The sequence below is a fragment of the Salinicoccus siamensis genome (assembly GCF_055391965.1).
In genome coordinates, this window is the sequence record NZ_AP043765.1 from 1,443,940 (window position 1) to 1,458,972 (window position 15,033).

Consider the following 15,033-nt stretch of genomic DNA (forward strand, 5'->3'; position numbering starts at 1 on the left):
CCCCCTGTTAATAATTATCTTCAAGATACTGTTTCAGTTCGCCCACCGGCAGATTGATGGATGCATCACTGCTTCTCGGTTTGATTTCTACAATGCCTTCTTTCGCGCCGCGTCCCACTACTACCCTAAACGGCAGACCGATCAGGTCGGAATCTGCAAACTTGACTCCGGCACGTTCTTTACGGTCGTCGTACAGCACCCGGTAGTCAGCACCAAGTGTTGTATACAGTTCTTCTGCGATTGCTTCAGCCTCTTTATCTTTAGGGTTTGGAGTGACAATGTGCACATCGAACGGCGTCACCGACTTAGGCCAGATGATGCCGCGCTCATCATGGTGGCTCTCAACAATCGCCGACAAGGTCCTGGAAATCCCGACGCCGTAGCATCCCATGAGCACGGGTGTACTGCGTCCATTCTCATCCAACACATTCAAGTTCATCGCTTCGGAATATTTTGTGCCCAATTTGAATACTTGGCCCACTTCTATACCCTTCATGAACTTCACCGGTCCACTGCCATCCTGAGCCATTTCCCCTTCAATAATGAAGCGGAAATCACCATAACCGCCAATCTCAAAGTCGCGCTTATGGTTGACGTTGATGAAATGATATCCACTTTCATTTGCACCAGTCGGATAATCCTGCATGTTCTTCACCTGATGGTCAAGGTAGACTTCAATCTCTGCATCCACAGGACCCAGACTGCCGGGATCCGCCTGCATCAAGCCCTTAATTTCTTCGTCCGTCGCAAAGCGTATATCATCTGTGGCGAAATGAGTCTTGACTTTGACATCATTCAACTCGTGATCTCCCCTGAGCAGTATCATGACGTACCGCTCATCGATCTTCATGATCATCGTTTTAGTGGTCTCCTCAAGCTTGATATCAAGGAAATCAGCTAAAGCGCTACATGTCTTGACTTCAGGCGTCGCCACCTTTTCGATTTCCCTAGTGCTTTCCACTGTTTTTGCCTCTGGTATCGGGCATCCTGCTTTTTCTATATTGGCCGCATAGTTGCTTTCCTCGGTATAGACAATCGTGTCCTCCCCGATGTCTGCGAGCGCCATGAATTCATGGGTATGGCTGCCCCCTATCGCACCTGAGTCTGCCTCTACAGCACGGTAATTAAGTCCTACCCGAGAAAAAATCTTGGAATAGGCCATATACATGTCCTGATATTTCTCGTCCAGGGAGTCTTCATTACTGTGGAATGAATAGGCGTCCTTCATAATGAATTCACGTCCGCGCAACAGGCCGTACCTTGGACGCAGTTCATCCCTGAACTTCGTCTGGATCTGAAAGACTGTAAGAGGAAGTTTTTTATAGCTTTTAAGCTCATCACGCAACAGAGCAGTTACAATCTCTTCGTGCGTAGGCCCAAGGGCAAATTCACGACCATGGCGGTCTTCGAGCCGCATAAGCTCACTGCCGTACGCTTCCCATCGGCCTGATTCCTGCCAAAGCTCCTTCGGATGCAGTACAGGCATGTGTATCTCTACACCTTCGATGGCATTCATCTCTTCTCTGACGATCTGCTCGATGTTGTTCAATACCAGTTTCGTTATAGGCAGATACGTGTATACGCCGCTGGCCATCTGCTTGATCATGCCAGCCTTGAGCATCAGGCGATGGCTCAGGCTATCTGCATCTTGCGGGGTTTCGCGCATTGTTGGTATAAACATTCTAGATTGTCTCATTCACTTCACTCCTAAAGGAAAAATGTTTTTATGTCATTCCAAGTTACTAATACCATTACGATCAGCAAGAATAGTACACCAATCAACTGAATGTTCAGTTCAACTCTCCTGTTCAGAGGTTTTTTGAATATCCCTTCATATAGTACGAATAATATCCGTCCTCCATCCAATGCGGGTATCGGCAGCAGGTTCATTATACCCAGGTTGACACTCAGTATCGCAGTGAAGCGCATGAGTGTCATCAGGCCTTGGGCTGCTACATCTTCAGTCACTTTATATATGCCGACCGGTCCGTTCAGCATATCGAAGGAGAAGGTCCCGTCAGCAATACTGATGAACATCTGCACTACAAGCGTGAATATAAGCGTCCCCATTTCGTATGTCTGCTCGGCGCCCCACAATATTGGAGATATCACGCCGCGCTCCATCTCGGCCCCTATCCCGATGACCAGCCTTTCCCTCGTTTCACCATCTGGAAGTTCCGTCTTTTCAACTATCGGTGTCATTTCAACAGTGCGTGATTCACCATCGTTCACAACTGTTATGTCGAGTTCGGTTTCGCCTTCTTGTTGGATAATGGTCGACATGTGCTCCCAACTGTCCACTTCCTGACCGTTGATCGTTTCAAGATGATCACCTGATTTCAAGCCCGCTTCTTCAGCCGGTGTATCTTCTGCAACAAAGCCTACGACAGCCTCTTCCACTGGCTTGCCATTGATGTAGAACAACACTGTGAACAATGCAAAAGCCAATACGAAGTTCATCAAAGGCCCCGCCGCCAAAGTCATCAGGCGATGCCCCACCGATTTGGACTCGAACCTCGCGGCTCTCGGAGCAATGCGCTCCAATTCGGAATTCTGTACAAAATATGCCTCATCAGAAAATGTATAGACGACTTCTTCTCCGTCATGTAGACGTATAGCCTTAATGAACATTTCTTTGGTGATGTCCGACTGGATGACTTCAACTTCTTCGACTTGTGTGAAGTTATGCTTATCATCGAGTATTATATGACTGATGCGGTCTTCTCCGTCAGTCTTTAATTGAACACGCATACCGGCGTTGAGTGGATTGACTTCCATTTCATCGGAGGCCATTCTGACATATCCCCCAACCGGCAGTAGGCGCACTGTATAAAGCGTGTCATTGTATTTGTGGGAAAATATTTTAGGCCCCATGCCTATGGCGAACTCCGGACACATTATGCCTGCCCGTTTGGCGAAAATGAGGTGCCCAAGTTCGTGAACTGTAACCAGCACACCAAAAACTACTATAAAAGCTAAAATGCCGGTCATACAATCACCTCATATCTGCTTTATACAATTTATCATAGTACAGAATCGTTTCCAGGTCGGGATTTGCGACGACCGCATGGTCATCCATGCGGGATTTGACGATTTCCTCTATTCCGGTAAATGAAATTTCACCGTCTAAAAAGCGTCCGACAGCATATTCATTTGCAGCATTCATTACTGCCGGCATTGTGCCGCCTGCTTCCATCGCTTCATATGCATAGGCAAGCATCCGAAAACGGTCCAGGTCCATTGGTTTGAAATTCAGTTGGCTAAGGGCTGAAAAATCCATCGGGTTGTCCATCGCCATCCTTCGAGGATGACTGAATGCAAATTGGATGGCTGTCCGCATATCGGGTGTGCCCATTTGTGCCATGATGCTGTTATCTACGAATTCCACCATAGAGTGTATGGTACTCTCCTTATGGAGAATCGTAGAAATCTGATTGATATCGACATCAAAAAGCCATTTAGCTTCTATCACTTCAAGCCCTTTATTCATCATCGTCGCTGAATCGATGGTGATTTTCTTGCCCATCGACCAGTTGGGATGATTGAGTGCATCTTCTAGCGAGACATCCGACAATTCGCTTCGGGACAGATTCCGGAACGAACCGCCACTTGCGGTGAGGATGATTTTCTTCACTTCACTTAGGTTTTCACCACGCAGACACTGGAAAACTGCTGAGTGCTCAGAATCGATAGGAATAATCGCCACACCTTTTGCTTTCGCTTTCGACATGACGATTTCGCCGGCTGCAACAAGCGTTTCCTTGTTTGCCAAAGCGATGTCCTTACCCTGCTCTATCGCATGCAATGTCGGTTCCAGACCAACGCTTCCCATGATTGCGGTCAGAACCATATCGGAATCATCCGAGACCACTTCGATGAGGCCCCCAGCCCCTGAAGTGAACTCGATATGTGGATATTTCTGTGCCAGTCCCCGTCTGTCGGAATCGTCCTTGACGCTCACAAGCTTCGGTTCAAACTGTTCGAGTATTTCTTCAAGCTTTTTTATATTACCGCCTACGGAAATACTACCGATTTTGAAATGCTCACGGTTTTGGGCGATGACGTCCAAAGCTTGAGTCCCTATTGAACCTGTAGCGCCTAATATTGAAATAGTCTTCATTTATTTTCACCCAGTTCTATACTTAAGTTATAAGGGGCAGTATGTTCATAAGAGGCAATACAAAAATAAAGCTGTCGAAGCGATCAAGAACACCACCGTGTCCCGGAAGTAGCCTGCCCGAGTCTTTAACGTCAAAATGTCTCTTAAGGGCAGATTCGACCAGATCCCCAAGCTGTCCGAACATACTGAGTATCATCGTCAGCAATAGGAAGAGCATAATTTGTACGCCTTCGATCCATCCCATGAAGTAAAACAATAGACCGAGCAGGACACTGCAAAATATACCTCCCAAAAATCCTTCTATCGTCTTATTGGGACTGATCTGCGGCCATAATTTACGCCTGCCGAATGCTCTGCCGAATAAATATGCACCAGTATCCGTCACCCAGACAATGAGTAGTGCATAGAGTATGTAGATGAGGCCTGCTTCCCGTGTCTCATAGAAGTACATGAATCCGATGCCGACATAAGCTACAGCGAGCACGCAAAAACCCATGTCCACAAACGAAAATCTGTTTTTGCTGATGACGGTAAAACTCAACATCAACAGCGCCATCACGATGATCAGGTCAACCTGAAAAACTGATATGTGTGGCATATAGGATGCCTGGGGCATCATAATGATGAAGAGTGCCACCATGGATAAGATTCCAGGTATGGAAAATATGTGGATGCGGTTCATCTTCAAAATTTCATAAAGTGCTGTATAGGCAAGTAGAAAAACGGCAATCAGAAGTGGCCAAGCCCCCCATACGACGATTGGCACAAATATAAGTAACGCGATGATTGCGGTGATGGTTCTTGTCTTCATGTTACTCCTCCTCTTGGCCAAGTCCCCCAAATCGTCTCTCACGTCTACAATACTGTGAAATCATCTGATCTAGTTCATCAACTGAATATTCTGGCCAAAGTGTTTCTGTAAAAAATAATTCGCTGTATGATGACTGCCATAATAAAAAGTTGCTCAGCCTATATTCGCCACTTGTGCGAATCAGCATCTCCGGGTCGGGTATGTCAGTGGTCATCAGATGATCATCTACCATTTCTGCGGTGATATCCTGAGGTGACACATCCCCTTTTTCTATTTTGGCGCCTATGCACTTGAAGGCTTCAAGGAGCTCGTCGCGTCCGCCGTAGTTCAGCGCAAAAACCAGGTTCAGCCCTGTATTGCCACGTGTCTTTTCAACAGCATGCTGAACGGCTCTCTGCGTATGCTCCGGCAGGGATTCAAGACGTCCGATTGTCGTCACCCTGACGTTCTTCTCATCTAATTCAGGAAGGAAAGTGCCGAGAAAATCACCTGGCAGCTTCATCAGGTAATTGACCTCACTGATTGGCCGGGACCAGTTTTCTGTGGAAAAAGCATATAGGGTGAGATACTTTATACCCAAATCGGAAGCATGACGTGTTATACGTTTGACGTTCTGCATGCCTTCGTAGTGGCCGCTCACTCTTGGTTTGTTTTTCCGTTTGGCATATCTGCCGTTTCCATCCATGATGATGGCGATATGTTCAGGCAGCCCCTTTTCTGTCTTTATTTCTTGCTTCTTCCTACGAAACATAACAATCCTCCTGGAGCATTATAATTATTAGTATACATTTATAATAAAGAGTCCTCAATCAATTTATTCTACCATATATCGGAGGCATAAAAAAATAGGCAGGAAACTCCTGCCTTAAAATGTCATTTGGTTTAGACTGACATAATATCCTTTTCTTTTTCGTCACAAATGGCATCAATTTCATTAATGTGCTTATCTGTAAGCTGCTGCACATCGTCACTGTAGCTTCTGAGGTCATCCTCAGTCAGTTCACCATCTTTTTCAAGACGCTTCAATTCGTCATTTGCTTCACGCCTTACATTCCGGATTGCGACTTTAGCATTCTCGCCTTCCTTGCGTGCATCTTTGACGAATTCTTTACGGCGCTCTTCTGTAAGTTGGGGCACTGTGATGCGGATCATTGTACCATCACTTGTCGGATTTACACCCAAGTCTGCCTGTTGTATCGCTTTCAGGACATCATCTACGGAGCTTTTGTCATAAGGCGTGACAGTAAGCATCCTTGCTTCCGGCACAGCGATGCCTGCAAGCTGATTCACTGGGGTCGGCGCACCATAGTAATTCACCATTACACGATCGAGCATGTTTGAGTTCGCACGGCCTGTACGGATGGTGGCGAGTTCCCTGTTCAGGTTATCCAATGATTTACCCATCTTTTGTTTAGCGTCCTTAAGAATCGATTCACTCATTTGGTTTCTCTCCTGTTATTTTGTAATTTCTGTACCGATGGTCTCACCCGATACTGCACGTTTAATGTTGCCTTGCTCTGTAATCGAAAATACCACAAGTGGTATGTCATTGTCCATACAGAAGGATGAAGCTGTCGCATCCATGACCTGCAGATTCTCCTGCAGCATTTCCATATAGGTCAACTTTTCGTACTTATGGGCGTTTGAATCCGTCTTTGGATCTGCAGAGTAGACACCATCGACGTTATTTTTGCCCATCAATATGACATCCGCTTCGACTTCAGCTGCCCTGAGTGCCGCTGTTGTGTCTGTTGAGAAGTATGGGTTGCCGATTCCGGCTGCAAAAATGACGATACGACCCTTTTCCAGATGCCTGATTGCCCTTCTTCTGATATATGGTTCAGCAACTTGCTTCATCTCGATTGATGTAAGCACACGTGTTTCACACTCAAGTTGCTCAAGACTGTCCTGGAGCGCCAGGGAATTCATCACTGTAGCGAGCATTCCCATATAGTCTGCCGTGCCGCGGTCCATGCCCAGATCACTTCCAACTTTACCTCTCCATATATTGCCGCCGCCGACGATTACAGCGATTTCCACACCAAGTTCCTTTGCTTCGTAAACTTGCTTTGCAATATTTTTGATGACCACCGGATTTATTCCGAAGCCATCTTCTCCAGCCAATGCTTCGCCGCTTAATTTCAATACGATTCGTTTAAATTTGGAAGTTTCAGGCATAAGTCCCATCCTTACTTAATTTTTATATGAAATCAATTTAGAAAAAAAGACACCGAAGTGTCTTTTCCTTACTTATTCACTTGACCCATTACTTCATCAGCAAAGTTTTCTTCTCTTTTTTCGAGACCTTCGCCAACTTCAAAACGGATGAAGTTTTTAAGTTTGCCGCCTTTGGATTTGAGGAACTCTTCAACAGTCTGATCGGAATCTTTGACGAAAGGCTGGTCCACGATACAGATTTCTTCGAGGTATTTGCGCATTCTGCCTTCAACCATCTTATCTACGATGTTTTCAGGTTTTCCTTCATTAAGAGCCTGTTGTTTGAGGACTTCTCTTTCATGGTCGAGCTCTTCTTGTGACACGTCGTCCTTGGAAACATATTTTGGGTTCAGTGCTGCTGCATGCATCGCTACATCTTTAGCTGCTTCTACATCTGTAAAACCTTCAACCAACGTAAGTACGCCGATGCGTCCACCCATATGAAGATATTCGCCGAATGCATCATTATCTGTCTTTTCAGCCAATGCAAATCTTCTCAATGTGAGTTTTTCACCAATCTTCGCGACAGCTTCCTTCATCGCATCGTCAACCTTTTTACCATTCATCTCTGACGCGTTCAATTCATCGAGATCATGTGGTTTAGTCATCAGAATATGCTCAGCGATATCTTGAACCAACTTCTGGAACTCTTCGTTGCGTGCAACAAAGTCTGTTTCTGAGTTGATTTCTACGATTACGCCATCGTTGCCTTTGGAAGCAACGTGTACAAGGCCTTCAGCCGCGATACGATCCGCCTTCTTGGCTGCTTTGGACATACCTTTTTCGCGTAGATAATCTACTGCTTTATCGATGTCGCCGTCAGTCTCCTGGAGTGCTTTCTTGCAGTCCATCATGCCAGCACCTGTTCTTTCACGTAGTTCTTTAACCATTTTTGCAGTAATAGCCATTTATAATCCTCCTGGTCTTTAAATTCGGGAGTTTATGCCTTAGGGCAAAGGCTCCCACCTTTTAAAAAAGGTGATAAGAATAAATAACTTATCACCGTTTGAACATGTCTCTATTTGCTTTCGCCAGCTTCAACCGTTTCAGTGGTTTCTTCAGAGTCTTCTTCTGTCATGTCGATATTCTGCTCTTCAGCAATCTCATCATCTGAAACGCCGCGTTGTCCTTCAAGTACTGCATCAGCCATTTTACTGGTCATGAGCCTTACTGCACGGATAGCGTCATCGTTAGCCGGGATGACATAGTCGATTTCATCCGGATCACAGTTCGTATCCACCATTGCGACAATAGGGATACCAAGTTTTTTCGCTTCAGCAATCGCATTGCGTTCTTTTCTTGGGTCAACGATGAAGAGTGCTTTTGGCATCTCTTTCATTTCACGTATACCACCAAGGAATTTGATGAGACGTGCATATTCCTTGCGCAACTCGACTACTTCCTTTTTAGGCAGTACATCGAATGTACCATTCTCTTCCATCTTTTCGATTTCAGAGATGCGGCGGATACGCTTGGATATTGTTTTGTAGTTTGTCAGGATACCACCGAGCCATCTTTGGTTGACGTAAAGTTGACCAGCACGCTCAGCCTCTTCTTTGATTGAATCCTGTGCTTGCTTTTTAGTACCTACGAATAGTACTTTGCCACCTTCTTCAGAGACGCTTTTTACAAACTCATAAGCTTCCCCTACTTTTTTAACCGTCTTTTGCAGGTCGATGATATAGATGCCGTTTCTTTCCGTGAAGATGTATCTCTTCATCTTAGGGTTCCAACGGCGCGTCTGGTGACCGAAATGCACACCAGCTTCGAGCAGTTGCTTCATAGTAATTACTGCCATAATTGATTTCCTCCTCTGGTTTTTCCTCCAGTACAGCTATGGAAACGACCGTAAGGCACCTGTTTCCACTTCACCGGACTGTGCGTAATGGGCTTTTTCAGCCGTTAAATAATATACCATACTTTAGCCGATAAATCAAACTTTGATTCAGCTGCCTTTTCTGAGCTCTGGCAGGAAATCCTCTTTTTTAACTTTGATGAATGTCCCTTTCATTCCGAGTGATCTTGACTCTATGACACCTGCACTTTCAAGTTTGCGCAGTGCATTTACGATCACGGAGCGGGTGATGCCGACGCGGTCAGCCACTTTTGAGGCGACAAGCAGACCTTCATCGGAGCCGAGTTCATCAAAAATGTGTTCGATAGCTTCGCGCTCAGAATATGACAGGGAGCGGATCGCCATGGATATGCTTGCCTTATCCCTTGCTTTCTGTTCCATTTCTTCCTGCTTTTCACGGAGTATCTCCATGCCGACCACTGTACCCGCGTACTCTGCCAATACGAGATCACTCGTTTCAAACTTCTCGGTTACGCGTCCGAGAACGAGCGTACCCAGACGCTCTCCCCCGCCGAATACTGGTACGATACATGTTTCAGAGTCCTGGAAGGAATCTTCAGTCGGGAAGACTGTCATCGCATCATCAAAGCTGATGTTTTCTTTCGTTTCGCTGATCTTCATGATCATGTCCACATATTCTTGCGGGAACCTTCTCTGTTCAAGCATATCGTATATTCTTGGATTTTCGATTTTCTGGTTGATGCCATATCCAAGAAGCTTGCCTTTACGCGAGACGATGAAGACATTACATTCAATGACCCCACTCAGTTTTTCGGATACTTCCTTGAAATCTACCTTGACACCTTCTTGGCTTTGAATAAGTTTGTTAATTTCCCGTGTTTTCTGCAATAAATTCTCCATTGCTGATTCTCCTTTAGATTTATAATATGAATGCGCTCAGATTCTTATCTGACTTTATGTTGTCGAGTCTCGATAAAACGTATTGCTCTGTGATTTCCACATGGGCCCCCTGCATACCGCTTGCTTCAAACAGTAGTTCTTCCAGTAGCGTCTCCAATATGGTGTGGAGCCTCCTCGCCCCGATGTCATCGGTTCCGCTGTTGACTTCAAACGCAATTTCGGCAAGCGTATGGATGGCTGCTTCAGTGAAGGATATCGTGACGCCTTCTGTCGCAAGCAATGCTTCATACTGCTTGACCAAAGAACTTTTCGGTTCCTTCAAGATCTTCTCGAAATCTTCAGTTTTAAGTTTATCCAATTCCACCCGGATCGGGAATCGCCCCTGCAATTCAGGTATGAGATCGCTTGGTTTTGCCACATGGAATGCCCCTGCACCTATGAAAAGGATATGTTCTGTGGCTACTGGGCCATACTTGGTCTGAACCGTACTGCCCTCCACGATAGGCAAGATATCCCTCTGTACGCCCTCACGCGAAACATCGCCTGAATTCTGTCCACCTTTTGCGATCTTATCCATTTCATCGATGAATATGATGCCCATGGTTTCTGCCAAGGAGATTGCCTCATCGTTCACACTGTCGGTGTCGATTATCTTTTCTGCTTCTTGCCGCTTCAGATATCCCCGGGCTTTGCTGACAGGCATGGTTCTTTTATGCTTATTCTTCGGCATGAACTGCTTCAGCATATCCTGCATGCCACTATTGTCCATACCAGGCATCATCATCCCCGTCGGATTCTGTTCCTGCTCCACTTCAATCGTTACATCGGTATCTTCCAGTTGGCCTGCTGCGAGCTTCTCCCTCAGGTTCATGCGCTTCGTCCTGACTTCAGGGGTCACTTCTTCGGCCGGTTCATCCGATTGCTGGTTCATGAACATTTCGAAAGGGTTGGAGCTCTGCTTGTTCCTTTTTTCGCCGGGGGCAAGTAAGGTGATCAGACGTTCTTCAGCAAGTTTCTCCGCATCTTCCTCCACGAGCCTCATCTTTTCTTCTTTGACGATTTTTACGCTGGCTTCGACCAGATCACGTACCATACTTTCCACATCGCGGCCAACATAGCCGACTTCCGTGAATTTTGTCGCTTCCACTTTAGAGAAGGGTGCTCCGGTGAGCTTTGCCATCCTTCTTGCTATTTCTGTCTTGCCGACACCGGTGGGGCCGATCATCAAGATGTTTTTTGGCACCACTTCAGCTTTCAGGGAATCGTCCAACTGCATGCGGCGATGCCTGTTCCTCATGGCGATTGCCACTTTGCGCTTTGCTTCATGCTGACCGATGATATCCTCATCGAGCCGCTTTGTTATTTCTCTTGGCGTCAGATTATCTTTCACTTCAAAACGCTCCTTTAGTCTATCGTTTCTACAATTATATGGTCATTCGTGAACACGCAGATTTCACTGGCGATCAGCAGACTATCGCGGGCGATTGTTTCGGCATCAAGGTTGTCGCCATGCTTCTTCATTGCGCGTCCCGCACTCAATGCAAAATTACCGCCGCTGCCTATGGCCAGTATGCCGTCATCGGGCTCTATGACTTCGCCTGTACCACTGACCAGCAGCATGGTTTCCTTATCCATCACTATAAGCATCGCCTCAAGCTGCCTCAGGATTTTATCGCCGCGCCATTCCTTGGCAAGCTCAACTGCCGCTCTTGTCAGGTTGCCATTGTAAGCGTAGAGATTCGCTTCGAATTTTTCAAACAATGTGAATGCATCAGCCACACTCCCTGCAAATCCCGCGACTACCTTATCATCGAAAAGCCGTCTCACTTTCCTTGCCGAGTGCTTCATGACGACCTGGTTGCCGAGAGTTACCTGGCCATCACCGGCCATTGCCATTTTCCCTTTATGACTGATGCCGAATATCGTCGTTCCTTTTATTGCCATGTTGTCACCTCTTCTGATTCGCTGGATGGTGCTTCAAGTAAGTTCTCCTCAATTGTTCTTTGGAAACATGAGTATATTGTTGTGTCGTGGATAATGATTCATGCCCCAGAAGCTCCTGGACCGCCCTTAGATCTGCACCATTGTTCAACATATGGGTTGCAAAACTGTGCCTGATCTTATGGGGATGGAGGTGGAAATCACTCGCGCTCTTCTTCACCATCATATCGATTGCATACCGCAAGCCGCGATCGGTGAGTGGGCCATCCCTGTAGTTGACCCAAAGTCTTCCATTAGCTTCTATCACAGCCTTATGTTTATCCACATAATTCTTCAATGCCTCACCAGCATGTTCACCAAAGGGAAGGACACGTTCCTTATTCCCTTTGCCCCGCACCTTCAAAAGTCCATGATTGAAATCTATATCACTAATCTTTAACCCGAGTAGTTCAGATGCGCGCATCCCGGTTGCGTAGAGCAACTCGAGTATCGCCAAGTCACGTTCATACATCTTTGCATCTTTATCCAATGAATCGAATAGTTTTTCAATTTCGTTTTCATACATGAATCCTGGAAGATGCTTCTCTTTTTTCGGGTTTGGCAGATTCGTAAACGGATTGCCGGAAAGCTCTCCCTTGTCCATAAGATAATTATAGAAGCTTCTCAGGGAAGAAATTTTACGGGACACGGTGGATTTGCTCAACCCTTTTTTATAGAGCATATTCAAATAGTTTCTTGCATCCATGTACTTGAAAGAAGCATATTCAAGTCCTTCCTGATCAAGGAACTTAAAGAACTCTGCGATATCTATCCTATATGCCTCTACAGTATGTGGTGATAAATTACGCTGATATAGAAGCTGTTCAAGGAATTTCTCAAGATGGGACATGAACACACCCCCTTTTATCAGAATCTTATCACAATTAAGCCGCCAGCATCAATTGATAGCGTTATGCTGATTCCACCGTTCAATCAATGTCTGTAGCTCCAATAGTATATAATAACCTATTTTCCTTTGAAATGCACAAAGAAATACGAATATTTCCAATATTTTATGGAGGTCATAGAAAAATACCCATACAAAGATGGGTATTCATCTACTCCGCTTTCTCTTCATAGTCACAGTTTGTACATTTAACTTTTGCTGTCTTGCCTTTTTTCGTCTCTACCAGATAGTGGTCGCACCTTGGACAATTCCGTCCGATCGGGCGGTCCCAGGAAATGAAATCACATTCGGGATATCTGTCGCAACCATAGAATATCCGATTTTTCTTGGACTTCCGCTCAACGACCTGGCCTTTTTCACATTTAGGGCAGGTAACGCCTATTTCTTTGACGATTGCTTTCGTATTGCGGCAATCGGGGAAATTTGAGCATGCCATAAACTTACCATAGCGCCCTATCTTGTAGACCATTGGAGAACCACACTTCTCACAATCTTCACCGGCCGGCTCATCTTTTATTTCTATTTTTTCCATTTCTTCATCAGCACGTGCCACCTGAGGCTCGAAGCTTTTATAGAATTCGTCGATGACTGCCACCCATGATGCATCGCCTTCCGCGATGTCGTCTAGGCTCTTTTCCATAGTCCGCGTAAACTCGGTTTCAATTATATCAGGGAAATATTGTGTCACCGATTCATTGACGATCTCACCAAGTTCAGTCGGGAAGAAACGCTTCTGATCGATTTTGACGTAATTCCGTTTCTGGATTGTATCGAGGGTTGGAGCATAGGTTGAAGGGCGCCCTATACCCTGCTCCTCCAACGTTTTCACAAGGCGCGCCTCCGTAAACCTAGGGGGTGGCTGGGTGAAGTGCTGATTGGGCTTGATATCTTTTGAAACGACCGTTTCGCCTTCTTTGATATCCGGCAGCTTGTTCTCCAACTCTTCTTCCCCATCGTCATTTCCTTCAATATAGATCTGCATGAATCCTTTGAATTTGATCGTCTGACCGTTACTGCGGAAGATGACTCCATTATTAGACATCTCCATGCGTACAGTGTCCAATATCGCCGGTGCCATCATGCTGGCGATGAAACGCTCCCATATAAGCTTATAGAGCCTATACTGATCTCTGGATAAGTACTGCTTCATATTGGCTGGAGACCGGTTGGCACTGGTCGGCCTTACAGCTTCGTGGGCGTCCTGGCTTCCTTCCGCCTGCGCCTTTGAGGGCTTTTTGCCGATGAACTCCTTGCCGTACTCCGCTTCGATATACTCGATGGCTTCCTTCTGGGCGACCGGCGAGATGCGGGTGGAGTCTGTCCTCATATAGGTGATGAGCCCGACAGTGCCTCCTTTTTTAATATCGATTCCTTCGTAGAGCTGTTGGGCGACCATCATCGTCTTACGTGCCTTAAAGTTCAGCTTACGGGCTGCTTCCTGCTGCAGGGAAGATGTAGTGAAAGGCTTGGAAGGATTCCTTTTCTTCTCCTTCTTCTGTACAGATTCTACAGTGAAGTCGTTTCCTTTCAGCTGTTTCAACACATGTTCGACGTCATCTTTCGTCTTCAGTTTCATCTTGGCGTCTTCAAGGCGGTTGTACTTTCCTTCAAAATCACTTTTTGAATAATTGAAGAGTCCTGTAATCGTCCAATATTCCTCCGGTTTGAAATTCCTTATTTCGTTTTCCCGGTCTATGATCAGTTTTAGGGCAACGGACTGGACACGGCCTGCAGACAACCCTTTTTTGACCTTCTTCCATAAGACTGGAGAGATGTTGTAGCCCACAAGGCGGTCAAGTATACGCCTGGCCTGCTGGGCATCCACCAACTGCTGATTGATTTCCCCAGGCTGCTTGAAACTTTCTTTGACGGCTTCTTTAGTTATTTCATTGAACACTACCCTGTAGTATTCCTTATCGTCCCCTAAAGCGTGACTGAGGTGCCATGCTATGGCTTCGCCTTCACGGTCCGGGTCACTCGCCAAGTATATCCTTTTCGCTTTCTTTGCTTCTTTCTTCAACTCTTTGAGAAGAGGGCCTTTGCCTCTTATCGTAATATATTTAGGTTCATAATTGTTTTCAGTATCGATTCCTGTCTGACTGCGGGGCAGATCGCGGACATGCCCCATGGACGCAACGACTTTATACCTTTTCCCGAGATACTTCTCTATTGTTTTTGCTTTAGCAGGCGATTCCACTATTACCAGATTATCTGCCATAAGCCGTCCGCCTCCTTATTTGTGTTTTCAAATCCAAATAATACAGTGAATTAAAATTGTTTGT

At 45.9% G+C, this 15,033-nt stretch carries 14 protein-coding genes; all 14 read right to left on the reverse strand.

Annotated elements, in window-relative coordinates; translation table 11 throughout:
* Nucleotides 1–7: 7 nt before the first annotated feature.
* Complete coding sequence (locus tag ACZ5LF_RS07455; protein WP_380570906.1) at nt 8–1,696, reverse strand: proline--tRNA ligase; 1,689 nt, start codon at nt 1,694–1,696, stop codon at nt 8–10.
* Nucleotides 1,697–1,707: 11 nt separating this feature from the next.
* Nucleotides 1,708–2,991, reverse strand: a complete 1,284-nt coding sequence (rseP, locus tag ACZ5LF_RS07460) for an RIP metalloprotease RseP (protein WP_380570907.1) — start codon at nt 2,989–2,991, stop codon at nt 1,708–1,710.
* 4 nt (nt 2,992–2,995) lie between these two features.
* Entirely contained in the window at nt 2,996–4,120 is a 1,125-nt protein-coding gene (gene dxr, locus ACZ5LF_RS07465) for a 1-deoxy-D-xylulose-5-phosphate reductoisomerase (protein ID WP_380570908.1), read from the reverse strand.
* Nucleotides 4,121–4,142: 22 nt separating this feature from the next.
* The gene (locus ACZ5LF_RS07470) at nt 4,143–4,931 is read right to left on the reverse strand and encodes a phosphatidate cytidylyltransferase (protein ID WP_380570909.1); all 789 of its coding nucleotides are present in this window, start codon (nt 4,929–4,931) and stop codon (nt 4,143–4,145) included.
* 1 nt (nt 4,932) lies between these two features.
* A complete protein-coding gene (locus ACZ5LF_RS07475) occupies nt 4,933–5,682 on the reverse strand; it encodes an isoprenyl transferase (RefSeq protein ID WP_380570911.1) in 750 nt (249 codons plus the stop codon).
* A 131-nt stretch (nt 5,683–5,813) separates the two neighbouring features.
* Complete coding sequence (frr, locus tag ACZ5LF_RS07480; RefSeq protein WP_380570912.1) at nt 5,814–6,371, reverse strand: ribosome recycling factor; 558 nt, start codon at nt 6,369–6,371, stop codon at nt 5,814–5,816.
* Between the two features lie 15 nt (nt 6,372–6,386).
* Nucleotides 6,387–7,109: a UMP kinase gene (gene pyrH / locus ACZ5LF_RS07485; RefSeq protein ID WP_380570913.1), complete on the reverse strand. Its 723-nt coding sequence runs from the start codon at nt 7,107–7,109 to the stop codon at nt 6,387–6,389.
* A gap of 68 nt (nt 7,110–7,177) precedes the next feature.
* Nucleotides 7,178–8,056 carry a translation elongation factor Ts gene (gene tsf, locus ACZ5LF_RS07490; protein WP_380570914.1) on the reverse strand — a complete coding sequence of 293 codons (879 nt, stop codon included), beginning with the start codon at nt 8,054–8,056 and terminating at the stop codon, nt 7,178–7,180.
* A 110-nt stretch (nt 8,057–8,166) separates the two neighbouring features.
* Entirely contained in the window at nt 8,167–8,946 is a 780-nt protein-coding gene (gene rpsB / locus ACZ5LF_RS07495) for a 30S ribosomal protein S2 (protein ID WP_344701388.1), read from the reverse strand.
* A 147-nt stretch (nt 8,947–9,093) separates the two neighbouring features.
* Nucleotides 9,094–9,864, reverse strand: coding sequence for a GTP-sensing pleiotropic transcriptional regulator CodY (gene codY, locus ACZ5LF_RS07500; RefSeq protein WP_380570915.1), 771 nt, complete (start codon nt 9,862–9,864; stop codon nt 9,094–9,096).
* Nucleotides 9,865–9,883: 19 nt separating this feature from the next.
* Nucleotides 9,884–11,254: an ATP-dependent protease ATPase subunit HslU gene (gene hslU / locus ACZ5LF_RS07505; protein ID WP_380570916.1), complete on the reverse strand. Its 1,371-nt coding sequence runs from the start codon at nt 11,252–11,254 to the stop codon at nt 9,884–9,886.
* A gap of 14 nt (nt 11,255–11,268) precedes the next feature.
* Nucleotides 11,269–11,808, reverse strand: a complete 540-nt coding sequence (gene hslV, locus ACZ5LF_RS07510; RefSeq protein ID WP_380570917.1) for an ATP-dependent protease subunit HslV — start codon at nt 11,806–11,808, stop codon at nt 11,269–11,271.
* Between the two features lie 4 nt (nt 11,809–11,812).
* Nucleotides 11,813–12,694, reverse strand: a complete 882-nt coding sequence (gene xerC / locus ACZ5LF_RS07515) for a tyrosine recombinase XerC (RefSeq protein ID WP_380570918.1) — start codon at nt 12,692–12,694, stop codon at nt 11,813–11,815.
* Between the two features lie 208 nt (nt 12,695–12,902).
* A complete protein-coding gene (topA, locus tag ACZ5LF_RS07520; RefSeq protein ID WP_380570919.1) occupies nt 12,903–14,969 on the reverse strand; it encodes a type I DNA topoisomerase in 2,067 nt (688 codons plus the stop codon).
* Between the last annotated feature and the right edge of the window lie 64 nt (nt 14,970–15,033).